This is a genomic window from Qipengyuania sp. R86523 (assembly GCF_044596365.1).
Taxonomy (GTDB): Bacteria; Pseudomonadota; Alphaproteobacteria; order Sphingomonadales; family Sphingomonadaceae; genus Qipengyuania; species Qipengyuania citrea.
Map to the genome: position 1 here is coordinate 121,422 of NZ_CP138997.1, position 23,010 is coordinate 144,431.

A 23,010-nucleotide genomic window follows, 5' to 3' on the forward strand; every position below is an offset into this window, starting at 1 on the left:
CCGCCCCTTTGTTTATCCGGCCTGCGCGCAATACGGCGCGGGGCTGGAAAATGGAGGCGCGAAAAGCCTCGGACCGGACCGGGACGGAATACCCGGCACAGTAGGCCCCGCACCGCAATAAGGCCGTGCGGGTTCATAAGGAAAATACATGTTCGACACGAAAACCGTATCGCTGGAGTGGGGCGGAAAGACCCTCACCCTCGAAACCGGCCGCATCGCCCGTCAGGCTGACGGCGCCGTTCTGGCAACCTATGGCGAAACCGTGGTGCTGTGCGCCGTGACCGCCGCCAAGAGTGTACGCGAAGGGCAGGACTTCTTCCCGCTGACCGTCCACTACCAGGAAAAATTCTCCGCTGCGGGCCGCATTCCCGGCGGATTCTTCAAGCGCGAAGGCCGCGCCACGGAGAAAGAAACGCTCACCTCGCGTCTCATCGACCGCCCCGTACGGCCGCTGTTCCCCGAAGGTTTCTACAACGAAATCAACGTGATCTGCCAGGTCCTGTCGTATGACGGCGAGACCGAGCCCGATATCGTCGCGATGATCGCCGCTTCGGCTGCGCTGACCATCTCGGGCGTGCCCTTCATGGGCCCGATCGGTGCTGCCCGCGTCGGTTTCCGCAATGGCGAATACGAACTCAACCCGAGCCTCGAAAGCGCGCTCGACGAAGAAGGTCGCCTCGACCTCGTCGTTGCCGCAACGCAGGACGCGGTGATGATGGTCGAATCCGAAGCCAAGGAACTGACCGAAGAGGAAATGCTCGGCGCCGTCATGTTCGCGCATGAGGAAAGCCGCAAGGTCATCGGCGCGATCGTCGACCTGGCCGAGCAGGCCGCCAAGGAACCTTGGGAAATCGACACTTCGGACGATACCTCGGCGATCAAGGAAAAGCTGCGCGGCATCGTCGGCGACGACATCGCCGCCGCCTACAAGCTGACCGACAAGTCGGCGCGTTCGGATGCGCTCAACGATGCGCGGGCCAAGGCCAAGGATGCCTTCGCCGAAGAAGAAGCGCAGACGCAGATGGTCGCCAACAAGGCGGTCAAGAAGCTGGAAGCGGAAATCGTTCGCGGCGCCATCCTCAAGGACGGCCAGCGCATCGACGGTCGCAAGCTCGACCAGGTCCGCCCGATCGAGGCGATGGTCGGCCTGCTGCCCCGCACGCACGGTTCGGCGCTGTTCACGCGCGGTGAGACGCAGGCGATCTGCACCACCACGCTGGGCACCAAGGATGCCGAGCAGATGATCGACGGTCTCGAAGGCCTGTCGTACAACAACTTCATGCTGCACTATAACTTCCCGCCCTATTCGGTCGGCGAAGTGGGCCGCTTCGGCTTCACCAGCCGCCGCGAGACCGGTCACGGCAAGCTTGCATGGCGTGCGCTGCACCCGGTGCTGCCCAAGCATGAAGACTTCCCCTATACCATCCGCATCCTGTCGGACATCACCGAGTCCAACGGCTCGTCCTCGATGGCGACCGTCTGCGGTGGCTGTCTGTCGATGATGGATGCCGGCGTTCCGATCGAACGCCCGGTGTCGGGCATCGCCATGGGCCTGATCCTCGAAGGCGACGACTTTGCGGTTCTGTCGGACATCCTCGGTGACGAAGATCACCTGGGCGACATGGACTTCAAGGTTGCCGGTTCCGAAAAGGGCATCACCTCGCTCCAGATGGACATCAAGGTCGCCGGCATCACGCAGGAGATCATGAAGACCGCGCTGGAGCAGGCCAAGGGCGGCCGTGCACACATTCTCGGTGAAATGAACAAGGCGCTGACCGGCGCCCGCACCGAGGTTTCCAAGCACGCCCCGCGCATCGAGACGATGCAGATCGACAAGTCGAAGATCCGCGACGTCATCGGCACGGGCGGCAAGGTGATCCGCGAGATCGTTGCCGAAACCGGCGCCAAGGTCGACATCGACGACGAGGGCGTGATCAAGATCAGCTCCTCCAACGCCGACGAGATCGAAGCCGCACGCAAGTGGATCGAAGGCATCGTCGAAGAGGCGGAAGTCGGCAAGATCTACAATGGCAAGGTCGTCAACATCGTCGACTTCGGCGCCTTCGTGAACTTCATGGGCGGCAAGGACGGTCTCGTCCATGTCAGCGAGATGAAGAACGAGCGCGTCGAGAAGCCGACCGACGTCGTGTCGGAAGGCCAGGAAGTGAAGGTCAAGGTCCTCGAGATCGACCAGCGCGGCAAGGTCCGCCTGTCGATGCGCGTGGTCGACCAGGAAACCGGCGAAGAGCTGGAAGACACCCGCCCTGCGCGCGAACCGCGCGGTGACCGTGGCCCGCGTGGCGGCGGTGGTGGCCGTGGCGGCGATCGCCGCGGTGGCCGGGGTGGCCCGCGCCGCGACCGCGATGGCGGCGGGAACAAGGACGGGGGCGGTGAAGCCCACGTGCCCGACTTCCTGAAGGACTGATCCTTCGCTAGGCATTACAGGGGGTCGCGGGTCCGCCCGCGGCCCCCTTTGCTATGGAGAATAGACGATGCTTCCGCGCGAAACGCTCGCCACTGCCCAGGTCCCCGACGGCGAAACGCTGACGCTGGTCAGCCACGGCCGCGATTTCATCATCATGCTTGGCCGCGACGAGCTGATGGGGACGCGCATGCAGTTTTCCGAAGAACAGCTGGCCGAGCTGACGCTGGCTGAACTGGATGCGCCGCGCCCGCGGGTGCTGATCGGCGGCTATGGCATGGGCTTTACCTACCGCGCGGCGCTGGCGACACTGCCCGAAGGCGGCTCGGTCACGGTGGCCGAAATCGTCCCCGACATCCTCGAATGGGCTGCAGGGCCGCTGGCGCATCTGACCGGCGACAGCCTGTCCGACCCGCGTGGCGAAGTGGTGATCTGCGATGTCGCGGCGTTGATCGACGATGCCAATGACGGCACGACGCCGAAATACGACGCCATATTGCTGGATGTCGACAACGGTCCCGACGGGATCGTGCGCGATGCCAATTTCCGGATCTATACGAAGACCGGGCTGGGCAAGGCGCGCGATGCGCTGCGACCCGGCGGTGTCCTTGCCGTGTGGTCGGCCGCGCCCGACCACAAGTTCACCCAGCGGCTCAAGGACAGCGGGTTCAGCGTCGAGGTGCGCGAAGTGCGGGCGCGGCCCAACAACAAGGGGCCGCGCCACACGATCTGGTTTGCGCGCAAACGCTAGCGCTTGATCCGCATCCGGCCCATGAAGTCCATCTTGCCCACGGGCAGGCCCTTCATCCGCAGGATGTTGTAGGCGGTGGCGCAGTGGAAATAGAAGTTCGGCTGGCTGAAGGTGAGCAGGAAGTCCTCGGCATTGAAACCCATGCTGCGGTCCTTGAACTCGAACCGCATCGGTTGGCCGATCCAGCCTTCCATTTCCTCTTCGGTCAGCGCTTCCAGCGTTTCGCGCGCGCCCGATAGCTTTTCGCGCAGCGCGTCGAAGCTGATCGGCGGCGGGTTGAGATCGGGCGAATAGAGCCCCGCCCGCACGCCCTCGATCGACCCCTGCGTATGCTCGGCCACGCATTTGACCTGGTAGGACCACGGCAGCATGTCGTCGAACACGCGCGCATTGATGAAATCGTCATGCCCGCAATCGTGCTCGCTGCACCATTTCTCTGCTGTATCGACCAAGTGGCGGGCAGTCCCCAGCATTTGCAGGGCGCTCGGAACATAGGCAGCGTGTAGCGAAAGCGGCATGTAAGTCTCCTCTCTGAAAGCGCGCGAACATAGGCAAGATGCCCGGCGATGCCAGCGGCAATCGCGTCAGACGCCGTGCACGAGGCGCGGCTGTGAATGCTTCCCGTCCTGCCACAGCAGCAGCTGGTCCCTGCCGGCGTCCTTCGCCGCGTAGAGCGCCTCGTCGCCGCGCTTGACCGCGCTGTCGAGCGTATCGTTCGGCCGCACTTCGGTCAGCCCGGCGCTCGCCGTGACGGGGAAGGGGACCTCGGGGACCTTTTCAAGTACCGACAGGGTAATCTGCCGCCGGACGGTCTCTGCCAGCCGTTGATAATCCTCGCCATAGATCAGCACGACGAACTCCTCTCCGCCCTGCCTGGCGGGGAATACGTTCTCCTGCTTCAGGCCCTCGGCAACCGCGATCAGGACCTCGTCGCCGGTATCGTGGCCGAACATGTCATTGATGCGTTTGAAATGATCGCAATCGATGACCGCCAGCGCGGCAGGGCGCGGATGGGCGGGATCGCGAAAGCGCAGCGCGAGCCCGCGTCGGTTGGCTATCTCAGTCAGCGGATCGGTAGCGACCGCGATCCGCGCTTCGCTGACGTCGGCCCAGGCTTCGTCGCGTTCGCGCTTGACCGTGAGATAGCCGTTGATGACGCCGCCAGCAGTGACCATGAAATCGACCAGCACCGCAAGCAGCGCGGCCACCGGCCAATAGGGAACGGGCGCGCCGGTACTCAACTCATACGCAAGGACTAGCAAGCCGAGGATGATCAATGGTGCATAGCCGACAGCCTGATACTGCGCGAACCTGCTGCCTGATCGGACGGCTGCCGCAAGACCGGCCGTCATGCCGAGGATCATCGTGAGCAGAAGGAGGTCGTGCACCAGGTCGAAGCCCGGCCATAGCGGCGCCAATGCTGTAGCGATCGCCCCGACGACGCCGACGATGAAAAGGGTCCGCAGCCAGTAGCGGATCCGCGCAAATCGAGGCCGGTTTTCGATATAGGCGGCGAGAAACGGTCCGGTGCTGCCGATCGCGATCGACAAGGCGATCTCGCCGATATCGGTCCGGAATTCGCCCCCAAGTGTCGGGCTGGTGAGCGCTACCGGGAACAAGGCAACGCTCATTATCGCGAAACACAGCGCGCGCAATGCTGCCCAAAGCAGGAAGCTGCGCCGCACCAACGGATACACTGCTAGAGCCAGCAGCCCGACAGTCAGTGCAATCCCCAAGAATGCGCCAAGACCGACGCTACCCCATTCCATCTCTTCCGCCCCCCAACGGTTCCGCACACCAAGCCGCCCCCCGCGCTGCGGGAGGTGGCCGAGTGTCCTTGGGTGTAAACGCCGTCCCGTTGTGGGCTAGGCGAGGAGCGACCCGCTAAAATCTCGGTTAGCGTACCCGCGGTCCGCCGAACGGCAGCGGCGGAGGGGGACGGCGCGCGCCGCGCGGCAGCTGGGCCTGGTAGGCCCGGCCGCAGTGTTCGACGCAATAGGGGAAGCCGGGGTTCACGGCCTCGCCGCAGAAATGGAAATCGGGTTCGCCCGGGTGTCCCATCGGCCAGCGGCATACCTTGTCCGACAGATCCAGCAGGCTGGTCTTGTCGGCGATTTCGGGGCTCGGCTTGGCCGGGACCAGGCGGCGCGGCGGCGCTGGGGGAATCGGGGGCTGCTGGTCACCGGGACCCTGGCGCAGGAAGCCACCCGGCCCGACCGAAACGATCTTGGGCAGGTTGGAATTCTTGTTCGGCATCGGCTGCGACGGGTTGCCGGCATCCTGCCGCGGTGCAGGCGGCGGTGCTGCCGGTTCCGGCTGGGCGGCCGGCGCAGCAGCAGCGGCCGGCTTGGCTGCGGGCTTCGCCGCCTTCTTGGGCGCCGGTGCCTTGGGCGCGGCCTTGGGGGCAGCGGCGGCCTTCTTCTTGTCGTTGGCCTTGACCGGCGACGGGCGCGACTTGAGACCGAGGCGGTGCGCCTTGCCGATCACGGCATTGCGGCTCACCCCGCCCAGCTCGTCGGCGATCTGGCTGGCGGTCGAACCGCCTTCCCACATCTTCTTAAGCGTTGCGATCCGTTCGTCGGTCCAGCTCATGTACAGTCCTGTATCTCGTGTCTTGGCGCCGCGGCTTGCATGCCGTGACGCTTGGGCCTAGGCGCGCCCTATGGTCGATCAAGCTCAGCCCAAATCGCTCGGAAGCGATCATCCGGACGCATCCTTCGTCGAAGGTAATGCCGGAGGGGAGAGCAGGTTTCCGCCGCGGGGTCGCCCGGTGATCCGCGGAATCAACCGGATTGGCCTGTGGAGCCTCTATATGAAGGAGGTCCGCCGGTTTCTCAAGGTCCAGACGCAGACAATCTGGGCCCCGGCAGTCACCACGGTGCTTTTTCTCGTGATCTTCTCGGTCGCGCTGGGGCGGGGCGGGCGCGAGGTGCTGGGCGTCAATTTCCCCACCTTCGTCGCACCCGGCCTGATTGCCATGGCGATGATGCAGAACGCCTTCGCCAATTCCTCCTTCTCGCTGCTTTCGGGCAAGATCCAGGGGACCATCATCGACCTGCTGATGCCGCCGCTGTCCGAAGGCGAACTGATGTGCGGTATCGTGGGGGCAGCGATGACCCGCGCAGTGGCGGTCGGCTTCGTCGTCGCGGGGGCAATGATGCTGTATCCCGGAGTGAGCCTCGCGATGGCGCATCCCTGGGCGGTGGTGTGGTTCGGGCTGATGGGCGCGATGATGCTCGCGCTGCTTGGCCTTCTCGCATCGATCTGGGCGGAGAAATTCGACCACAATGCCGCGGTGACCAATTTCGTCGTCGCGCCGCTGGCGATGCTGTCGGGGACGTTCTACGTCATCGACCGGCTTGCACCGACCTTCCAGGCGGTCAGCCGCGCCAATCCCTTCTTCTACGTGATCTCGGGCTTTCGCTACGGCTTTCTCGGACGCAGCGACATCGGCGATGCGGCGGCGGTGACGATGGCCGCGCTGGGCCTGTTCGCGCTCAACGCAGTGCTGGCCTTCGCCACCTACCGGATCCTGAAGTCGGGCTGGAAGATCAAGAACTGATCGTTCGCCGCGCGCCGCTCAGTGGGTCAGGCTGACCCGCATGCGGTAGCGCCCGTTTTCGAACTGTTCGAAATACTGGTGCACATCGGGGTGCGACACCGGCCCCGAAACCGAATCCGTCACCAAGTTCTGTTGGCTGACGTAGGCGACGTAATCGCTGTCGTCGCTTTCGGCGAGCAGGTGGTAGAACGGCTGGTTGCGATCGGGGCGGATATCCTCGGGGATCGCCTCGTACCATTCGTCGCTGTTGGCGAAGACCGGGTCGATATCGAAAATCACGCCGCGGAAATCGAACACGCGGTGCTTGACCACGTCACCGATGGCGAAGCGGCTCTTGACGCGGCGCGGCACATCGATGGTGCGACCGGCCTGGGCGGAGAAATACTGTGCTCGTTCCATGAGAAGCGACGATATGGGGTCCAGGCGCCTGCTTACAATGGCGATTGGCGAAGCTTCCCCCGAATTCTGACGAAAAGGGGCTTGGCAAGGCACAGGCGCTCGGCTAATCGGCGCGCCTTGCTTCGACCGGGGCCCTGGGCCCGAAGCGCACCCGACATATGCGGAGAGGTGGCAGAGAGGTCGAATGCGCTGCACTCGAAATGCAGTGTACTGGCAACAGTACCGTGGGTTCGAATCCCACCCTCTCCGCCACGGGATTTCTCGACAATCCAAACCTTAGGGCACGCATCCGCCGGCGAATGCGTGCCTGATGTCCGTGTGTCAGCCGCGTCCGCGATAGGATGAAACGCCCTGGTCGGGCAGCCACAGGGCCGCCGGCGGTGCGCCGCTTTGCCAGAAGACGTCGATCGGGATGCCGCCGCGCGGATACCAGTATCCGCCGATGCGCAGCCATTGCGGCTGCATTTCGTAGAATAGCCGCTGGCCGATCCCCACGGTCACGTCCTCATGGAAACCGCAATGGTTGCGGAACGAGCCGAGGAACAGCTTGAGGCTCTTCAATTCGACGATGGTTTCCCCCGGCGCGTAATCGATCACCAGATGCGCGAAGTCGGGCTGGCCGGTCACCGGGCACAGCGAGGTGAATTCGGGCGCGGCGAAGCGGACCATATACAACTGGCCGGCGCGCGGATTGGGGACGTAGTCGAGTTCGGCCTCTTCGGGCGAGGCGGGCAGCGCGGTGTTCGCGCCAAGGAACTTGGGGGCAGGTGTGTCGCTCATGCCGCGCTCCTGCCGCGAAGCGCGGCGCAGCGCAAGGCGGGGCTTGGAAGCCCGCGCTTCAGTACCTATTCACCGCCGCCCCGCACACTCGCGGTCCCTTTCTTACGTAACGACCCGCAATGGCATTTGTCACCCGTATCCCGTTGATTGCACTCGCCGCAGCGCTGCCGGCCATGGCGCAGGCACAATCGGTCAATGATTTCACGCTCGAACCCGCGCCGACGCCCAGCGCCACCCCGCAGGTGCAAGGGCCCGCGGATACGCGCAGCGGGGTCGAGATTCGCCCGCGCGTCCTCGCAACCCCGACTCAAGCGCCGACAGCGAGCCCCACCGCCGCGCCGGGCCCGGCTCCGACGCTGTCACCGGCACCCGGGCCATCCGGAGACAGGGCGCCGCGCGCCCCGGTCACCCAGCCATCCCCGCGCGCTACGCCGCTGCCTGCGGTGACGCCGCCTGCGCTGGATCCAGGTGAAGCGGCGGCCATGAGCTCCGCGCCGGACGAGCCGCCATCGGTCGAGGACCCCGCGAGCGATACACGCGCGGCTTCGTCCGTCGCAGAATCCGCAGTGCCCGAGGGACCGCTACCAGAGCCCGCTGCGAACGAAGAGGCCGGGCGGACCCCGTGGCTGCCGCTTGCGGGCGGTGCAGTGTTGCTGGCGCTGCTCGGCGCAGGCTTCGCCGCCTGGCGTCGCCGCCGGCGCCGGCACGTCCCCGAAATCCAGCGCCCGGTTGTCCGCAGCGCTCCGCCCGCCGGTCCGGCGGCGCTGGGGGACGCCCTCCGACTGTTCGTCGAGCCCGACAAGATCATCCGCAGCGCCGCTTTCGTAACAGTCAAATACCGGCTGACCCTGACCAACCGCAGCGAGGCGCCGCTCGGCGCGATCGGCGTCGGGCTCGATCTGGTGTCGGCTCATGCCCAGGCACCGATGGACCAGCAGGTCGCGACCGCCGAAACCGCGCTTGAAGAGCGCCATGCCGTCCCGCGGCTGGCGCCCGGGCAGAGCATCACGCTCGACGGACAGGTGCAGCTTGCGCTCGCACAGGCGCAGGTGATCCGGCAGGGACGGCATCCGTTGCTGGTCCCCTTGCTGCGCATGCGTATCTCGGCGCGCGGCGGGGATGCGTTGTTGCGGACCTTCGTCGTCGGACAGACCGCGCCCGGCAGCAGCCGCGTGCAGCCCATCCGGCTCGACGAAGGGCCGCGCAGCTATAGCCCGGTCGCGCAGCGCGAGCTCGCCTAACTCGACTTCGCCGGGCCGCCGCGCTACCCGGTTGGCGATGGACAGTCTCGTTTCGACCCAATGGCTTGCCGACCAGCTCGGCGCTGCGGACCTCGTGGTTCTCGATGCGTCGATGCATCTGCCCGACAGTCCGCGCCAGGCGGCGCAGGATTTCGCGGCGGCGCATGTGCCCGGCGCGCGGTTTCTCGACCTTGTCAGCTTCGTCGATCCCGGTTCGCCGGTACCCAAGGCCCTGCCAAGTCCCGAACAATTCGCGGCGCGGCTGGGGCAGCTCGGGGTGGCACCGTCGTACCGGGTCGTGCTGTATGACGACAGCCCGATCCGCAGCGCGGCCCGCGCGTGGTACATCTTCCGGCTGTACGGCTTCGCTCAAGTGGCGATCCTCGATGGCGGGTTGGCCAAGTGGACCGCCGAGGGGCGCGCGCTCGAAAGCGGCGGGGTTTCCGGCAGCCCGGTCGATTTCCCGGTGCCCAAGCGTGCTGCCGGCGTGCGCAGCAAAGAGGATATCCTCGCCAACTGCGCCAGCGCGGCCGAACAGGTGGTCGATGCGCGCGACGCGGCGCGCTTTGCCGGCGAAGAAGGAAGCGGATCGCGGGGCCATATCCCGGGCGCCGCGAACGTGCATTTCACGCAGTTACTGACCGAAGCGGGCACCTATCGTACGCCAGCGGAAATCGCTGGTCTTTTCCAAAGCGCCGGCATCGATCTTGACCGTCCGGTCGTCACGAGCTGCAACAGCGGCATGACCGCAGCGGTGCTGTCCTTCGGGCTTCACCTCGCGGGCAAGGACGATACCGCGCTATACGATGGCAGCTGGCTGGAATGGGGGGAGGATCCGCAAACGCCCAAGCAGGCGGGGAGCGGGCGATAGACATGGCAGGGGTAGATGACAGCACCCATCGCGCGGCGACACGGCTGGTGACCAGCGGGCGATCGGGCGATTTCGCCAGCGATGTGGTCAACCCGCCCGTGTGGCGCGCGAGCACGCATCTCTACCCCGACTGCGCCGCATTGCGCGCGCGCAAGAGCGACAACCGCGATGGGCAGTTCTTTTACGGCCGCCGCGGATCGCCCACGCAATGGGCGCTCTCCGAAGCGCTTACCGCGCTCGAGCCGGGGGCCGCCGGCACCGTCCTCTATCCCAGCGGTCTCGCCGCGCTGGTCGGCGCGTTGCTCACGGTCCTGCGCAGCGGCGATGTGCTGCTGGTGGCGGATAATGCCTATGATCCCACGCGCAGCGCGGCCACGGGCCTGCTGAAGGATCTCGGTATCGAGCACCGCTTCTTCGATCCGCTCGACCATGAAGCCTTTGCCGGGGCATTCTGCGACCGCACGCGCGCGGTCATGCTGGAAGTGCCGGGTAGCCTCACGATGGAGGTCTGCGATATTCCCGCGCTGGCGGCCATCGCGCGCGAAAGGGGAGCCGTCAGCCTGATCGACAACACCTGGGCCACCGCGCTCGGATTTCCCGCTCTCGAGCATGGCTGCGATATCGCCATCACCGCGCTGACCAAGCATGTCGGCGGCCATTCGGACGTCATGATGGGTGCCGCCAGCGCGGGCGAGCGCTGGTATCGCCGTCTGCGGCTTGGTGCGCAACGGCTGGGCCATGTCGTGTCGCCTGACGATGCCGCGCTGGTGCTGCGCGGGCTGAGGACGATGGGCGTGCGTCTCGAGCGCCAGACCGCGACCGCGCTGGCGATCGCCGAATGGCTCGATGCGCGCGGCGAGGTGGCGCATGTGCTGTCGCCCCTGCTTCCCGGTGCGCCCGGCCACGACATCTGGCAACGCGATTTTACCGGCGGCTGCGGTCTGTTCAGTTTCGTGCTCAAGGGCGGGGACGATGCCGCGCGGTGCCGGCTGGTCGATCGGCTGGAACTGTTCGGCATCGGTTACAGCTGGGGCGGGTTCGAAAGCCTCGCCCTGCCGTTCGACGTCGAACCGGTGCGTTCTGCGATGCCCTGGCCCAAGCCGGGCTGGAGGGAAGCGGACCGCCATGGCATACGGCTGTCGATCGGGCTGGAAGACCCCGCCGATCTGATCGCCGATCTCGACCGCGGTTTCGCGGCGCTTAACGAAGGATAGACGTGCAAGGCGAAACCCCTCCCGCCGCCGAACCGACCGCTGCGACACCTGCGGTCGAACAGGCATGGAACCTGGCCGAGCCGGTGGTCGAGGAAAGCTCGGTCGCCGCGGCCGAAGGCGCCAAGGAAGCGCTGAGTTCGCAGAGCGAGACTGTCGGCTCGGTCATCGACACGGTCGATACCGTGGCGCTGTCGTTCGGCGATTTCCGCATCTCGCTGTTCGACGTGCTGGTCGTTGCCGCGGTGATCGTAGGCATCCTGTTCCTTGCATGGTTTGCCAGCCGGATGAGCCGGCGCCTGGTCCGCCGCATGACCCGGCTCGACGAGGCGCAGCAATTGCTGGTCGAGAAGGTGATCACGATCATCGTCTGGGCCGCCGCCTTCTTCCTCGGAATCGACCTGCTCGGGATCGATCTGACCGCACTGGCGGTGTTTTCGGGCGCCTTCGGTCTGGCGATCGGTTTCGGCCTGCAGAAGACCTTCGGCAATCTGATCGCAGGGATCATCCTGCTGATGGACCGGTCGATCAAGCCGGGCGATGTGATTGCGGTGGCCGATCTGGCGGGCAACGAGAGCTTCGGCCAGATTCGCAAGATCGGCATCCGCGCGGTCTCGGTGACCACGCGCGACCAGCGCGAATATCTGATTCCGAACGAAAACCTGATGATCAACCAGGTCGAGAACTGGTCCTATTCGTCCAAGAACGTGCGGATGCAGGTGCCGGTCGGGGTGAGTTACGAAGCCGACATGAAGCTGGCCGAGGAACTGATGCTCGAGGCGGCGAAGTCCTGCGACCGGGTGCTGAGCGCGCCGCCGCCGACGGTCTGGATGAGCGAATATGGCGACAGCTCGGTCAATTTCGTGATCCATTGCTGGATTACCGACCCCGAGGACGGGGTCGGCAACGTGCGCAGCGCGGTGCTCAAGAAGCTGTGGTGGCTGTTCAAGGACAACGGCATCGAGATCCCGTTCCCGCAACGCGACCTGCATATTCGCGGCAGCGACCAGCTTGAGCGGCTGGCCGAGCTCATGGTGCAGGGGCGCAAGCCTGCGGGCAGCGCGAAAGAATAGGTTGCCGCGCGCACAGCGTCGGTTTCAAATCTCGCCTTCCTAGCCGGACACGCATTCTGATTGGCGCAACGGCCGTGCCCCTCGCATCTTGCAAACATGGCACAGACCGGAACCATCTATCTCGTCGGCGCGGGACCGGGCGATCCCGATCTCCTGACGCTGCGCGCTGCGCGGCTGATCGAGAGAGCGCGGGTGATCGTCCATGACGGACTGGTCGACCCTGCGATCCTTGCACTTGCGCGCGGCGATGCGCAGCTGATCAGCGTGGCCAAGCGCCGTTCGCATCACACCTTGCCGCAGGAAGAGATCAGCGAACTGCTGGTCCGCGTGGCCCGTTCGGGCCAGGACATCGTGCGGCTCAAGGGCGGGGACCCGTTCGTGTTCGGCCGCGGCGGCGAGGAAGCCGAAGTCGCCCGCGCTGCCGGCGTTGCGGTGGAGGTGGTGCCCGGGATCAGCGCGGCCAACGGGGCCGCGGCGGCGGCACAGATCGCGCTGACGCATCGCGACGCGTCGAGCATTGTCAGCTTCGTGGCCGGCCAGTGCAAGGGTCTGAAGGACCAGGACTGGGCGGGGCTTGCCGGCAAGGGCCGGACGCTGGTGATCTACATGGGCGTGAAGACCGCGCCGCAGATCGCCGAGAAACTGATGGAAGACGGGCTGTCGCCCGACATGCCGGTGGCGGTGATCGAGAACGGCACGCGCCCCGACATGCGCGTGCTGCGCGGCCTGCTCGCCGGGCTGCCCGATCTGGTGGAACATGAAAAGGTGGTCAGCCCTGCGCTGATCGTGATTGGTGAAGTGACCGCGCGCGACGATGTCGCCCTGGCGGTTGCCGCGCAGGAGGCGGCACGATGAGATTGCTTACCGGAAACGATTTGAAGACCGGCGCGGTGACCTGGTGGACCGGCAGCGACTGGTCGATCCACGTCGAGGATGCGGCCGATGTGGCAGGTAGCGAAGACGAGATCGCGCGCCGCGAAGAGGCCGCTCGGCGCGTCAATTCGCCTTATGCAGTGGACGCCGAACTGCAGGATGGCAGCCCCCGGCCGTCGCATATCAAGGAGCGCGTTCGTGCGCTTGGCCCGACCGTCCGTCCCGACCTGACCCTCAAGCCTGCTGATCCCGAAATCGGTAACTGGGTGATCTGATGTACAAATACGACCAATACGACCAGGCGATGGTCGATGCCCGCGTGGAGGAATTCCGCGACCAGGCGCGCCGCCGTCTCGAAGGCAAGCTGACCGAAGACCAGTTCAAGCCGCTCCGGCTGATGAACGGGCTCTATCTGCAGCTCCACGCCTACATGCTGCGGGTGGCGATCCCCTATGGCACTCTGAACAGCCAGCAGATGCACGCGCTGGCCGATATCGCGGACAAGTATGATCGCGGTTACGGCCATTTCACCACGCGGCAGAACATCCAGTACAACTGGATCAAGCTGGAGGATGCCGGCGATATCCTGGCCGATCTGGCCAAGGTCGAAATGCACGCCATCCAGACCAGCGGCAATTGCATCCGCAATATCAGCTCGGATCACTTTGCGGGCGCTACTGCGGACGAGGTGGTCGATCCGCGGCCCTATGCCGAGCTGCTGCGCCAGTGGTCGAGCTTCCATCCCGAATTCAGCTATCTGCCGCGCAAGTTCAAGATCGCGGTGATCGCCAGCGACACCGACCGCGCCGCGATGCGCTTGCACGATATCGGTATCCAGATCGTCGAGAACGATGCGGGTGAACTGGGCGCTGCCTTCTACGTCGGCGGCGGCATGGGACGCACGCCGATGATCGCGCCGTGCATCAACCGCTTCGTCCCGCTCGACCGGCTGGTCACCTATGCCGAGGCGTGCCTGCGGGTCTACAACCGCTATGGCCGCCGCGACAACAAGTACAAGGCGCGGATCAAGATCCTCGTCCACGAGATGGGCGCGGAAGAATACACGCGCCAGGTCGAGGCGGAATACGCCCACCTGCTGGAAGAAGGCGTCGAACCGCCCTTCGCCGAGCTCGAACGGATCCGGACCTATTTCGAGGACCCACTGTTCGAAGCCGGCGCAAGCGAGGAGATCGACCGCAGCGACCCCGATTTCGCCGTATGGGTCGACCGCAACACGGTCGCGCACAAGGAAGCGGGCTATGTCTCGGCGGTGATCAGCCTCAAGCCGGTGGGCGGCATCCCCGGCGATGCGACCGCCGAACAGATGCGCCTGATGGCCGATCTGGCGAAGGATTACAGCTTCGACGAACTGCGTGTGATGCATACGCAGAACATCGTGCTGCCGCATGTCCGCAAGGCCGATCTGCACGCGCTGTGGACAGCGCTCGACGAAGCGGGGCTGGGCAGCCCGAACCTCGATACGGTCGAGGACATCATCGCCTGCCCGGGGCTCGACTATTGCAGCCTCGCCAATGCCCGGTCGATCCCGATCGCGCAGCGCATATCCGAACGCTTCGCCGCCAATGGCAAGACCGGGACGCTGGGCGAACTCAAGCTCAAGATTTCGGGCTGCATAAATGCCTGCGGGCATCACCATGCGGGCCACATCGGCATCCTCGGCGTCGACCGTAAGGGGGTGGAGAACTACCAGCTCCTGCTCGGCGGCAGCGAGGCGCAGGATGCCAGCCTGGCCAAGATCACCGGTCCCGGTTTCAGCGAAGACGGCATCGTCGATGCAGTCGAAACCGTGACCACCGTCTTCGAACGCGAACGCCAGGACGGCGAACGCTTTCTCGATACGTACCGCCGCATCGGCATGAACCCCTTCAAGGAGGCGCTCTATGGCTGAGACGCTACGCTATCGCGACGACCAACCGGTCGACCATCCCGCCGTGACGGTGGACGCTTTCGTCGACCAGTCGAATGCGCAGGCCGTGCGTATCGAACCAGGCGACGACACGCGTGAATTGCTGCCGCATCTCCAGCGGCTGGCGCTGGTCGAGGTCAACTTCCCCGCATTTGGCGACGGCCGCGGTTACTCCTCGGCACGGATGCTGCGCGAGGCGGGCTACGAGGGCGAATTGCGCGCAGTGGGCGACGTGCTGGTCGACCAGCTGGCCTATATGCGCCGCTGCGGCTTCGATGCGTTCGAGCCCGATCAGCAATTCGACATGGACGATGTGAAGGCCGCTTTCGAGCGATGGCCAGAAGTGTACCAGAACGCGGCGGACGACCGCACCCCGATCTGGACCAAGCGGCACCCATGAACCGTCTGCGCGCCATCGACCGGATCGACGTGGGTCCCCGTTTCACCGAGCAGGATGCGATTCGTCTCAACCGCATGTTCCGCGGGACCGAGACCGAGGAATGGCTGCGCGCGGTGATCGAGGGAAACCTGGTCGGCGATACCGCCGTGGTGTCGAGCTTCGGGGCCGAGAGCGCGGTTCTGCTGCATCTGATCGCGCAGGTCGATTCGACCGTGCCCGTGCTGTTCCTCGATACCGGCAAGCATTTCCCCGAAACGCTCGCCTACCGTGACGAGCTGACCGAGCGGCTCGGGCTCAACCGCGTCGATCTCTATCCCGAGATCGCCGATCTGCAGACGCGCGACGATACCGGGCTGCGCTGGTCGTACGATCCCGATGGCTGCTGCGAACTGCGCAAGGTCAAGCCGCTGGAAAAGGCGCTCGCCAATTTCGATGCCAGCTTCACCGGACGCAAGGCGTTCCAGTCGGCGACGCGCGCCAATCTGCCGCGCTTCGAAGTGGATTCGGCCGATGTGCAGGGCCGGCTCAAGATCAACCCGCTGATCGACTGGTCGGCAGAGGACATCGCGGCCTATTTCGAGACGCATGACCTGCCGCGCCATCCGCTGGTCGATCGCGGCTTTCCCAGCATCGGCTGCTCGCCGTGCACGCGCCAGGTCGGCGAGGGCGAAGACCCGCGCGCGGGCCGCTGGTCGGGCTGGGACAAGGTCGAATGCGGGATCCACAAGCCGGGCGAGGAACCCTTCCTCTGATCCGGTGGGCGGTGCTGGTGCCGGCTGGAGGATTCGAACCCCCGGCCTGATGATTACAAATCAACTGCTCTACCAACTGAGCTAAGCCGGCGCCCGCAAAGCGCGCCCTTTCGAGCAATCGCGCGCAAATGTCCAGAGCTTCAGAGCCAGCCGTTGTCGCGATACCACCGCGCTGTGGCGGCGAGGCCTTCTTCACCGCTTACGCTGGGTGACCAGACGGCTTCGGGCACTTTCATCGCCGACCGCGCGACCCAGTTGGGATGCGTCATATAACCCACCCTGTCGGCGGTAAGCCGGGCCTTGTCGCCGCGCACCATCCGGTCGACTTTCGCGGCCGCATCCAGCACGCTTCGGGGCAGGTGCGGCGCGAAGACCGGCCGCCCCACCGCCTTGCCGATCGCACGCGCCAGTTCCTTGTGCGACCAGCCGCCTTCGCGCGCATCGTCGGGTTCGAAAACGCGGCGGCGCACCAGCGCGGGCGGGGCATCGACCAGCGCCAGCAGCAACCGCGCCAGATCGGTGACATGAATGATCGAACTCGCGCCGCCGGGCGGCAGCGGGACAAAGCCGAACCGTGCGCTGCGGAACATCTCGAAATAATCGACGTCGCGCGGACCGTAGACGCCCGGCGGACGCACGATCGTCCAGTCGAGCCCGCTGGCCTCGACCAGCTTTTCCGCTCGCGCTTTCGAGGCGCCATAGGCCGACAGTCCGGGCTCGCGCGCCGAGAGCGAGGAAACGAAAACGAACCGCTTGGCGCGGCTGTGCTTGGCAGCGGCGATCAGTCTTGCGGTGCCGCCGACATTGGCCTCCTCGAACGCCGCGGGATCGGGCGCATTGGTCAGGCCCGCCACGTGGACGATCGCATCGCAAGGCTCGCACAATGCAGCCAGCGCGGCGGTATCGGACAAATCGCCACCAACCCATTCGACATTGGCGCGCGGCGCCTGGGCGCGGCGGGTCAACGCGCGCACGGTCTCGTCAGACTGCGCCGCCTGGTCGAGCACGGCCTGGCCGACGAAGCCGGTGGCACCGGTCAGTGCGATCGTCATAGGCGTACCATGTGATCGCGGTGGACGACGGCGGCGCGCGGGGCATAGCCGAGCGTGCGTGCCTGCTGGTCTTCCCGGAGACCCATGATCGCGCGGCATTCGGCAGCGGCATATTCGACCAGTCCCTGACCAAGCCGTTCGCCTCCGGGGCCGTGCACTGCGACGAGATCGCCGCGGACGAAATCTCCCTCCACCGCGGTAACGCCAGCGGCCAGGACGCTTGCTCCGTTATCGAGCGCGGCCATGCACCCCTGATCGACCGTCACGCTGCCTGCCGGGGCCAGCCGTCCGCCGAGCCAGGCCTTCCGTGCTGACGCGCCCGACTGCGGCACGAACACGGTGCCGCTGTCCTGCGCCAACGCGGCCGCGAAGGGTGCGGGCCGGGTGCCGTTGATGATCGCCAGCGCGATGCCCGCGCGTTCCGCGATGCGTGCGGCCTGCAATTTGGCGCGCATGCCACCCGAACCTAGGCCCGAGCCGGAATCGGCAGTGGCCATTGCCATGATCTCGGGCGAAACCCCGTCCACGCGCGCGATCCGCCGCGCGCCGGGCTCACGCGGATCACGGTCGAACAACCCGTCGACGTCGGACAGCAGCAGCACCGCATCCGCGCCCGCCGCTTGCGCGATGCGCGCGGCCAGCCGGTCATTGTCGCCGAAGCGGATTTCCTCGGTCGCCACGCTGTCGTTCTCGTTCACCACCGGTACCGCGCCCGCGGCCAGCAGGCGTCCGAGCGTGGCGGAAACATTGAGATAGCGGCGCCGGTCCTCGAGATCGCCGAGCGTGACGAGCATTTGCGCGGCAGTGATATCCTGTGCGCCGAGCGCATCGGACCACAGGCGGGCGAGTTCCACCTGCCCGACCGATGCCGCGGCCTGCGCGTCGGCGAGGCTGCCGCGGCCGCCGTGAGGCAGGCCGAGCCGGGCGGCGCCCAGCGCGATCGCCCCCGATGAAACGAGCAGGACTTCGCAAGTCTGCCGCAACTCGGCGATTTCCGCCGCAAGCGAGGCAAGCCATGCGGTCCGCGCGCGTCCCTTGTCGACCAGCAGGGCAGAGCCGACCTTGATGACAAGGCGGCGCGCCTGGCGCAGGTCGGAAAGGGCGGCGATGTCCATCAGCAGGGGACTAGCGGCTGCGGGCGGCGCGCGGAAGCCGTCTTGCCTTGCCGCGCTGTTACCGTGCCTTCACGGTCAGATCGGCGACCATTCCGGATTGCTGTCGTCGGACGAATCCTCGACTTCGACGGTCTTCGTCTCGGTCGAGGTGTGATCGGGCAGGTAGCCGAGCAGGGCATCGAGCAGTTCGCCGGTCCCGGCGCCGGTCGCACCCGAGATGGGAAAAACCTTGTCCGCCCCCGCGGCCAGCAGTTCCTCGGCGAAGGCTTCGCCCAGTTCCTGGTCGGCGAGATCGAGCTTGTTCAGCGCCACCACCTGCGGCTTGTCCGCCAGTTCGCTGCCATAGGCTTCGAGTTCGGCATTGACCGTGCGATAGGCTTCGGCCGGATCGTCGCCCGAAATGTCGATCAGGTGGATCAGGACGCGGCAGCGTTCGATATGGCCGAGGAAGCGGTCGCCGATCCCCGCGCCTTCGGCGGCGCCTTCGATCAGGCCCGGGATATCCGCAAGCACGAATTCACGGCCCTTGTGCGTCACCACGCCCAGCTTGGGGACCAGCGTGGTGAAGGCGTAATGGCCGACCTTGGCCTTGGCATTGGATACCTGGTTGATGAAGGTGCTCTTGCCCGCATTGGGCAGGCCGAGCAGGCCGACGTCGGCCAGCAGCTTGAGCCGCAGCCAGACCCACATTTCCTCGCCCGGTTCGCCGGGCTGGTGCTGGCGCGGTGCGCGATTGGTGCTGGATTTGTAGCTGGCATTGCCGCGGCCGCCCATGCCGCCTTCGAGGAACACGAGCCGTTGGCCGACCTCGGTGAAATCGGCGAGCACCTCTTCCTTGTCCTCGCTGAGCACCTGGGTGCCGAGCGGAACCTTGACGACGAGGTCGGGTGCGCCGGCCCCGGTCCGGTCCTTGCCCTGGCCGTGATTGCCGCGCTTGGCCTTGAAATGCTGGGCGTAGCGGAAGTCGATGAGCGTGTTGAGGCCCTGGACGGCTTCGAACACGATGTCGCCGCCCTTGCCGCCATTGCCGCCGTCGGGACCGCCGTACTCGATATATTTTTCGCGGCGGAAGCTGACCGCGCCGGGGCCGCCTGCGCCGGATTTCAGGAAGATCTTGGCTTGGTCGAGAAAGTGCATGGCGCGCCCTCTAGCCGCTTTCGCGGACATAGGCGAGGGCGCGCATGCTTATGGCGTATCAGTCGACGAAATCGTCCACCCGCTCGACGATGATCGCGGGGGCCATCCCGCCCGCAGCGCACATGGTGACGAGGCCGTAACGCTTGTTCTGGCGTTCGAGTTCGTCGACCATCGTCCCGATGAGGATCGACCCGGTGGCACCGATCGGGTGGCCCAGCGCGATCGAGCCGCCGTTGACGTTGACCTTGTCCCAGTCGAGCCCGAGATCCTTGACGAATTTCGCGGCGACGACGGCGAAAGCCTCGTTGATTTCGAACAGGTCGATATCGTCGGTGGTAAGTCCGGCCTTGGCGAGCACCTTTTTCGCCGCGGGTACGGGGGCATTCAGCATCAGCGTCGGATCATCGCCCATATTGGCCGTCGCAACGATGCGCGCCCGGGGCTTGAGCCCGTGCTTCTGCGCATAGTCCTTGCTGGCGACCAGCACCGCGGCGGCGCCATCGACCACGCCCGAGCTGTTGCCGGCGTGGTGGAAGTGCTTGATTTCGACATCGGGGTACTTTGCATTCACCAGCCCGGCGAAGGTGGTGCCGCTCTTGTCGAGCGGGACATTGGCAATCTTGGCAAAGGCGGGTTCGAGTTCGGCCAGGCCTTCGCGCGTGGTCTGCGGGCGCGGATATTCCTCCTTGTCGAGCACGACATTGCCCTCGTCGTCCTTCACCGGGACGACCGACTTGTCGAAACGGCCTTCCGCGATCGCCTTGGCGGCGCGCTGCTGGCTGCGATAGCCGACTTCGTCGAGCTCCTCGCGGGTGAAGCCTTCGATCGTGGCAATCGCGTCGCCGCAGACGCCCTGGTGGCTCTGCGGGTGCGACCGCATCAGGCGCTCGTTATGGCTGCCCATCATCGGCGGCTTGAGCCCTGCGGCCATCTTGTCCTTGGTCATCTGAGCGGTGAGGCTCATCATTTCGGTGCCGCCGGCGACGACGCAGTCTTCCATCCCGCTCATCACCTGTGCCGCAGCCAGCGCCACGCTGGTGATGCCGCCGCCGCAGAACCGGTCGAGCGTGGTGCCGCTGGACGTAACGTCATAGCCTGCATCGAGCGCGGCCATGCGGCCCAGGTCGCCCGCCTGCATGCCGTCCTGCGTGCTGACCGACCAGATCACGTCGTCGACCGTCGAGGTATCGAGATCGTTGCGATCCTTGATCGCGGTGAGACAGGTGGCCGCGAGGTGCTGCGGGTGCATGTGCGCGAGCGCGCCCTTGCCCTGCTTGCCGATCCCGCGCGGGGTGCGGACAGCGTCGATGATATAGGCTTCGGCCATGGCTTCTGACTCCTCTCGTTTTGTCTTTTTATGCGGCGAATGCCGGTTGACGTTTGCGTAAACGTCGCGCAGCAAGGGCGCAAGACAAGTTTCGATTTGAAATGGGAGAGAGCGGCTATGTCCGAGGAAGTTCTGACGAGCGAAGAAGACGGCATCCTCGTCGTCACCATCAACCGGCCCGATGCCAAGAACGCGATGACCAAGGCCGCGGCCGAGGGGATCGCCGCGGCGATGGACCGGCTCGACAGCGACGACAATCTGCGCGTCGGCATCCTGACCGGCGCGGGCGGGACCTTCTGTTCGGGCATGGATCTCAAGGGTTTCCTGCGCGGCGAATCGCCCAGCGTCGAAGGGCGCGGTTTCGGCGGCGTGGTGCAGCAGCCGCCCGAAAAGCCGCTCATCGCCGCAGTCGAAGGCTATGCCTTGGCTGGCGGGCTCGAATTGATGATCGCCTGCGACCTGGTGGTCGCCAGCGCCGCGGCCAAGTTCGGCATCCCCGAAGTGAAGCGCGGTCTTGTCGCTGCAGCCGGCGGCGTGATGATGCTGCCCGACCAGATCCCCGAACGGATCGCCATGGAGCTGGCGCTGACCGGCGATTTCATCGACGCACCGCGCGCCTATGAGCTGGGCCTCATCAACCGCGTGACCGATGGCGATGCGCTGGCCGGGGCCAAGGAACTCGCCGCGCGGATCGTCGCCAACGGCCCGCTGGCGGTGAAGGTGTCGAAGCAGGTGATCAAGCAATCGCGCGGCTGGCCGATGGACGAACGCTACAAGCGCCAGACCCAGCTTATCGCTCCCGTCTTCGTGTCCGAAGACGCCCGTGAAGGCGCCGCCGCCTTCGCCGAGAAACGCGCGCCGAACTGGAAGGGCAAGTAAGACCCTTCGGCGCGTCACAAGAACATTCGAGAGGATCCGAGAGATGCCAGCAATCAACGTACCCCAGCCCGAGTTCATGGAAGACGAGGAGATCTCCATCTTCGCCGATGCCGTGGGCAAGTTCTACCAGCAGCATGCGCCGGAAAAGCGCGTGCTCAAATGGCGCGAGGACGGCCAGGTCGAACGCGAGTTCTGGAACGAGGCGGGCGAGGCCGGCCTGCTGGGCGTCTCCGTGCCCGAGGAATACGGCGGCCACGGCGGCGATTTCCGGCATGACATGGTGGTGATCGACCAGCAGGCGAAGCACGGCGTCGAGGGCTTCGCCGCCAGCCTGCACAACACGGTCATCCTGCCCTATCTGGTGCGTCACGGGACCGAGGAGCAGAAGAAGAAGTACCTGCCCAAGCTCGTCACGGGCGAACTGGTCAGCGCCATTGCCATGACCGAACCGGGGGTCGGCTCCGACCTGCAGAGCATCACCACCACTGCGCTCAAGGACGGCAACGGTTACCGCATCAACGGGGCCAAGACCTATATCTCGAACGGCCAGACGGCGGACTTCATCATCGTCGTCGCCAAGACCGATCCGAACGAGCGCGCCAAGGGCATCTCGCTGATGCTGCTCGAGACCGAGGGCGCCGAAGGCTTCCAGCGCGGTAAGAAGCTCGACAAGGTCGGGATGGACGCGGCGGATACCTCCGAACTGTTCTTCGACGATGTCTTCGTGCCGGCAGAGAACGTGCTCGGCGGCGAGGAAGGCAAGGGCTTCTACCAGCTGATGGGGGAGCTGCCGCAGGAACGGCTGATCATCGCCATGGGCGCGATGACCGGGATCGAGAAGGCGCTCGAAGTCACCATGGACTTCGTCAAGAACCGCAAGGCGTTCGGCCAGACGATCTGGGACTTCCAGAACACGCAGTTCGTGCTCGCCGACCTCAACGCGCGCGGCACTGCGGCGCGGGTGTTCGTCAACGATTGCATCGCCAAGCACCTCAAGGGCGAACTCGACGTGCCGACCGCGTGCATGGCCAAGTACATGGTCACCGAACTGCAGGGCGAAGTGGTCGACAAGTGCCTGCAGTTCCACGGCGGCGCGGGCTTCATCAACGATTACCCGATCGCACGCATGTTCCGCGACAGCCGCATCACGCGGATCTTCGGCGGCTCGAACGAAGTCATGAAGATGGTCATCGCCCGTTCGATGTGATCGCATCCTCCGGCGCGGCGGAGACCGGCTG

At 65.6% G+C, this 23,010-nt stretch carries 23 protein-coding genes and 2 tRNA genes; 15 read left to right on the top strand and 10 right to left on the bottom strand.

The annotated features are described in order from the left end of the window. The first annotated feature begins 148 nt into the window (after positions 1-148). Complete coding sequence (gene pnp, locus SJY12_RS00675; RefSeq protein ID WP_341859295.1) at positions 149-2,425, top strand: polyribonucleotide nucleotidyltransferase; 2,277 nt, start codon at positions 149-151, stop codon at positions 2,423-2,425. Positions 2,426-2,492: 67 nt separating this feature from the next. Beyond that, the gene (locus SJY12_RS00680) at positions 2,493-3,173 is read left to right on the top strand and encodes a spermidine synthase (RefSeq protein ID WP_397505666.1); all 681 of its coding nucleotides are present in this window, start codon (positions 2,493-2,495) and stop codon (positions 3,171-3,173) included. On the opposite strand, the gene SJY12_RS00685 is transcribed toward SJY12_RS00680, so the two are convergent. The 3 genes from SJY12_RS00685 to SJY12_RS00695 form a co-directional block, all read right to left on the bottom strand. Beyond that, positions 3,170-3,691 carry a DUF1993 family protein gene (locus SJY12_RS00685; protein ID WP_397505667.1) on the bottom strand — a complete coding sequence of 174 codons (522 nt, stop codon included), beginning with the start codon at positions 3,689-3,691 and terminating at the stop codon, positions 3,170-3,172. The genes SJY12_RS00680 and SJY12_RS00685 overlap by 4 nt on opposite strands. A 66-nt stretch (positions 3,692-3,757) precedes the next feature. Further along, a complete protein-coding gene (locus tag SJY12_RS00690) occupies positions 3,758-4,942 on the bottom strand; it encodes a diguanylate cyclase (protein ID WP_160767566.1) in 1,185 nt (394 codons plus the stop codon). Positions 4,943-5,069: 127 nt separating this feature from the next. Then, complete coding sequence (locus tag SJY12_RS00695) at positions 5,070-5,765, bottom strand: GcrA family cell cycle regulator (RefSeq protein WP_397505668.1); 696 nt, start codon at positions 5,763-5,765, stop codon at positions 5,070-5,072. Between the two features lie 70 nt (positions 5,766-5,835). Between SJY12_RS00695 and SJY12_RS00700 the strand changes: the two genes are divergently transcribed. Then, a complete protein-coding gene (locus SJY12_RS00700) occupies positions 5,836-6,735 on the top strand; it encodes an ABC transporter permease (protein WP_397505669.1) in 900 nt (299 codons plus the stop codon). Positions 6,736-6,753: 18 nt separating this feature from the next. Here the strand turns inward: SJY12_RS00700 and hspQ are convergent, their stop codons facing one another. Then, positions 6,754-7,134: a heat shock protein HspQ gene (hspQ, locus tag SJY12_RS00705; protein WP_050600194.1), complete on the bottom strand. Its 381-nt coding sequence runs from the start codon at positions 7,132-7,134 to the stop codon at positions 6,754-6,756. A gap of 162 nt (positions 7,135-7,296) precedes the next feature. On the opposite strand from hspQ, the gene SJY12_RS00710 reads away from it, so the two are divergent. After that, positions 7,297-7,386 (top strand) — tRNA-Ser (locus SJY12_RS00710). Positions 7,387-7,455: 69 nt separating this feature from the next. Here SJY12_RS00710 and queF read toward each other — a convergent pair. Then, positions 7,456-7,914: a preQ(1) synthase gene (queF, locus tag SJY12_RS00715; protein ID WP_397505670.1), complete on the bottom strand. Its 459-nt coding sequence runs from the start codon at positions 7,912-7,914 to the stop codon at positions 7,456-7,458. A 119-nt stretch (positions 7,915-8,033) separates the two neighbouring features. Between queF and SJY12_RS00720 the strand changes: the two genes are divergently transcribed. The 9 genes from SJY12_RS00720 (at position 8,034) to SJY12_RS00760 (ending at position 16,262) form a co-directional block, all read left to right on the top strand. Next, positions 8,034-9,155, top strand: a complete 1,122-nt coding sequence (locus tag SJY12_RS00720) for a hypothetical protein (protein WP_397505671.1) — start codon at positions 8,034-8,036, stop codon at positions 9,153-9,155. A 37-nt stretch (positions 9,156-9,192) separates the two neighbouring features. After that, the gene (locus tag SJY12_RS00725) at positions 9,193-10,026 is read left to right on the top strand and encodes a sulfurtransferase (RefSeq protein ID WP_050600197.1); all 834 of its coding nucleotides are present in this window, start codon (positions 9,193-9,195) and stop codon (positions 10,024-10,026) included. A gap of 2 nt (positions 10,027-10,028) precedes the next feature. Next, the gene (metC, locus tag SJY12_RS00730) at positions 10,029-11,240 is read left to right on the top strand and encodes a cystathionine beta-lyase (protein ID WP_397505672.1); all 1,212 of its coding nucleotides are present in this window, start codon (positions 10,029-10,031) and stop codon (positions 11,238-11,240) included. Positions 11,241-11,242: 2 nt separating this feature from the next. Beyond that, positions 11,243-12,310 (top strand): mechanosensitive ion channel family protein, encoded by a 1,068-nt coding sequence (locus SJY12_RS00735; RefSeq protein WP_397505673.1) that lies wholly within the window; start codon positions 11,243-11,245, stop codon positions 12,308-12,310. A gap of 96 nt (positions 12,311-12,406) precedes the next feature. Next, a complete protein-coding gene (gene cobA, locus SJY12_RS00740) occupies positions 12,407-13,165 on the top strand; it encodes a uroporphyrinogen-III C-methyltransferase (RefSeq protein WP_397505674.1) in 759 nt (252 codons plus the stop codon). Continuing rightward, positions 13,162-13,458 carry a DUF2849 domain-containing protein gene (locus SJY12_RS00745; protein ID WP_063505894.1) on the top strand — a complete coding sequence of 99 codons (297 nt, stop codon included), beginning with the start codon at positions 13,162-13,164 and terminating at the stop codon, positions 13,456-13,458. Before cobA ends, SJY12_RS00745 begins: the two co-directional genes overlap by 4 nt. Continuing rightward, positions 13,458-15,092: a nitrite/sulfite reductase gene (locus SJY12_RS00750; RefSeq protein ID WP_397505675.1), complete on the top strand. Its 1,635-nt coding sequence runs from the start codon at positions 13,458-13,460 to the stop codon at positions 15,090-15,092. Before SJY12_RS00745 ends, SJY12_RS00750 begins: the two co-directional genes overlap by 1 nt. Further along, positions 15,085-15,510 carry a DUF934 domain-containing protein gene (locus SJY12_RS00755; protein ID WP_050600203.1) on the top strand — a complete coding sequence of 142 codons (426 nt, stop codon included), beginning with the start codon at positions 15,085-15,087 and terminating at the stop codon, positions 15,508-15,510. The genes SJY12_RS00750 and SJY12_RS00755 overlap by 8 nt, the downstream gene beginning before the upstream one ends. Then, positions 15,507-16,262 (top strand): phosphoadenylyl-sulfate reductase, encoded by a 756-nt coding sequence (locus SJY12_RS00760; protein WP_050600204.1) that lies wholly within the window; start codon positions 15,507-15,509, stop codon positions 16,260-16,262. The genes SJY12_RS00755 and SJY12_RS00760 overlap by 4 nt, the downstream gene beginning before the upstream one ends. A gap of 15 nt (positions 16,263-16,277) precedes the next feature. Here SJY12_RS00760 and SJY12_RS00765 read toward each other — a convergent pair. The 5 genes from SJY12_RS00765 to SJY12_RS00785 form a co-directional block, all read right to left on the bottom strand. Continuing rightward, a tRNA-Thr gene (locus SJY12_RS00765) sits at positions 16,278-16,353 on the bottom strand. Positions 16,354-16,402: 49 nt separating this feature from the next. Further along, entirely contained in the window at positions 16,403-17,314 is a 912-nt protein-coding gene (locus SJY12_RS00770; RefSeq protein ID WP_397505676.1) for an NAD-dependent epimerase/dehydratase family protein, read from the bottom strand. Next, on the bottom strand, positions 17,311-18,429 hold the full coding sequence (gene proB / locus SJY12_RS00775) for a glutamate 5-kinase (protein ID WP_341859323.1): 1,119 nt from the start codon (positions 18,427-18,429) through the stop codon (positions 17,311-17,313). The genes SJY12_RS00770 and proB overlap by 4 nt, the downstream gene beginning before the upstream one ends. 75 nt (positions 18,430-18,504) lie before the next feature. Further along, entirely contained in the window at positions 18,505-19,566 is a 1,062-nt protein-coding gene (obgE, locus tag SJY12_RS00780) for a GTPase ObgE (RefSeq protein WP_050600207.1), read from the bottom strand. Positions 19,567-19,624: 58 nt separating this feature from the next. Next, a complete protein-coding gene (locus SJY12_RS00785; RefSeq protein ID WP_397505677.1) occupies positions 19,625-20,893 on the bottom strand; it encodes an acetyl-CoA C-acetyltransferase in 1,269 nt (422 codons plus the stop codon). A gap of 117 nt (positions 20,894-21,010) precedes the next feature. Between SJY12_RS00785 and SJY12_RS00790 the strand changes: the two genes are divergently transcribed. Further along, on the top strand, positions 21,011-21,772 hold the full coding sequence (locus tag SJY12_RS00790) for a crotonase/enoyl-CoA hydratase family protein (RefSeq protein ID WP_050600209.1): 762 nt from the start codon (positions 21,011-21,013) through the stop codon (positions 21,770-21,772). Positions 21,773-21,815: 43 nt separating this feature from the next. Further along, positions 21,816-22,979 (top strand): acyl-CoA dehydrogenase family protein, encoded by a 1,164-nt coding sequence (locus tag SJY12_RS00795; protein WP_050600210.1) that lies wholly within the window; start codon positions 21,816-21,818, stop codon positions 22,977-22,979. The last annotated feature ends 31 nt before the right edge of the window (positions 22,980-23,010 follow it).

What these genes read in the sequence shown, in the direction of transcription:
- SJY12_RS00795 (WP_050600210.1), top strand. Translation starts at nt 21,816, where the DNA reads ATGCCAGCAATCAACGTACCCCAGCCCGAGTTCATGGAAGACGAGGAG.
- SJY12_RS00695 (WP_397505668.1), bottom strand. Translation starts at nt 5,765, where the DNA reads ATGAGCTGGACCGACGAACGGATCGCAACGCTTAAGAAGATGTGGGAA.
- pnp (WP_341859295.1), top strand. Translation starts at nt 149, where the DNA reads ATGTTCGACACGAAAACCGTATCGCTGGAGTGGGGCGGAAAGACCCTC.
- SJY12_RS00685 (WP_397505667.1), bottom strand. Translation starts at nt 3,691, where the DNA reads ATGCCGCTTTCGCTACACGCTGCCTATGTTCCGAGCGCCCTGCAAATG.
- cobA (WP_397505674.1), top strand. Translation starts at nt 12,407, where the DNA reads ATGGCACAGACCGGAACCATCTATCTCGTCGGCGCGGGACCGGGCGAT.
- SJY12_RS00720 (WP_397505671.1), top strand. Translation starts at nt 8,034, where the DNA reads ATGGCATTTGTCACCCGTATCCCGTTGATTGCACTCGCCGCAGCGCTG.
- SJY12_RS00760 (WP_050600204.1), top strand. Translation starts at nt 15,507, where the DNA reads ATGAACCGTCTGCGCGCCATCGACCGGATCGACGTGGGTCCCCGTTTC.
- obgE (WP_050600207.1), bottom strand. Translation starts at nt 19,566, where the DNA reads ATGCACTTTCTCGACCAAGCCAAGATCTTCCTGAAATCCGGCGCAGGC.
- SJY12_RS00725 (WP_050600197.1), top strand. Translation starts at nt 9,193, where the DNA reads ATGGACAGTCTCGTTTCGACCCAATGGCTTGCCGACCAGCTCGGCGCT.
- SJY12_RS00690 (WP_160767566.1), bottom strand. Translation starts at nt 4,942, where the DNA reads ATGGAATGGGGTAGCGTCGGTCTTGGCGCATTCTTGGGGATTGCACTG.
- SJY12_RS00755 (WP_050600203.1), top strand. Translation starts at nt 15,085, where the DNA reads ATGGCTGAGACGCTACGCTATCGCGACGACCAACCGGTCGACCATCCC.
- SJY12_RS00700 (WP_397505669.1), top strand. Translation starts at nt 5,836, where the DNA reads ATGGTCGATCAAGCTCAGCCCAAATCGCTCGGAAGCGATCATCCGGAC.
- proB (WP_341859323.1), bottom strand. Translation starts at nt 18,429, where the DNA reads ATGGACATCGCCGCCCTTTCCGACCTGCGCCAGGCGCGCCGCCTTGTC.
- SJY12_RS00750 (WP_397505675.1), top strand. Translation starts at nt 13,458, where the DNA reads ATGTACAAATACGACCAATACGACCAGGCGATGGTCGATGCCCGCGTG.
- SJY12_RS00745 (WP_063505894.1), top strand. Translation starts at nt 13,162, where the DNA reads ATGAGATTGCTTACCGGAAACGATTTGAAGACCGGCGCGGTGACCTGG.
- SJY12_RS00790 (WP_050600209.1), top strand. Translation starts at nt 21,011, where the DNA reads ATGTCCGAGGAAGTTCTGACGAGCGAAGAAGACGGCATCCTCGTCGTC.
- SJY12_RS00785 (WP_397505677.1), bottom strand. Translation starts at nt 20,893, where the DNA reads ATGGCCGAAGCCTATATCATCGACGCTGTCCGCACCCCGCGCGGGATC.
- SJY12_RS00680 (WP_397505666.1), top strand. Translation starts at nt 2,493, where the DNA reads ATGCTTCCGCGCGAAACGCTCGCCACTGCCCAGGTCCCCGACGGCGAA.
- SJY12_RS00770 (WP_397505676.1), bottom strand. Translation starts at nt 17,314, where the DNA reads ATGACGATCGCACTGACCGGTGCCACCGGCTTCGTCGGCCAGGCCGTG.
- queF (WP_397505670.1), bottom strand. Translation starts at nt 7,914, where the DNA reads ATGAGCGACACACCTGCCCCCAAGTTCCTTGGCGCGAACACCGCGCTG.
- hspQ (WP_050600194.1), bottom strand. Translation starts at nt 7,134, where the DNA reads ATGGAACGAGCACAGTATTTCTCCGCCCAGGCCGGTCGCACCATCGAT.
- metC (WP_397505672.1), top strand. Translation starts at nt 10,029, where the DNA reads ATGGCAGGGGTAGATGACAGCACCCATCGCGCGGCGACACGGCTGGTG.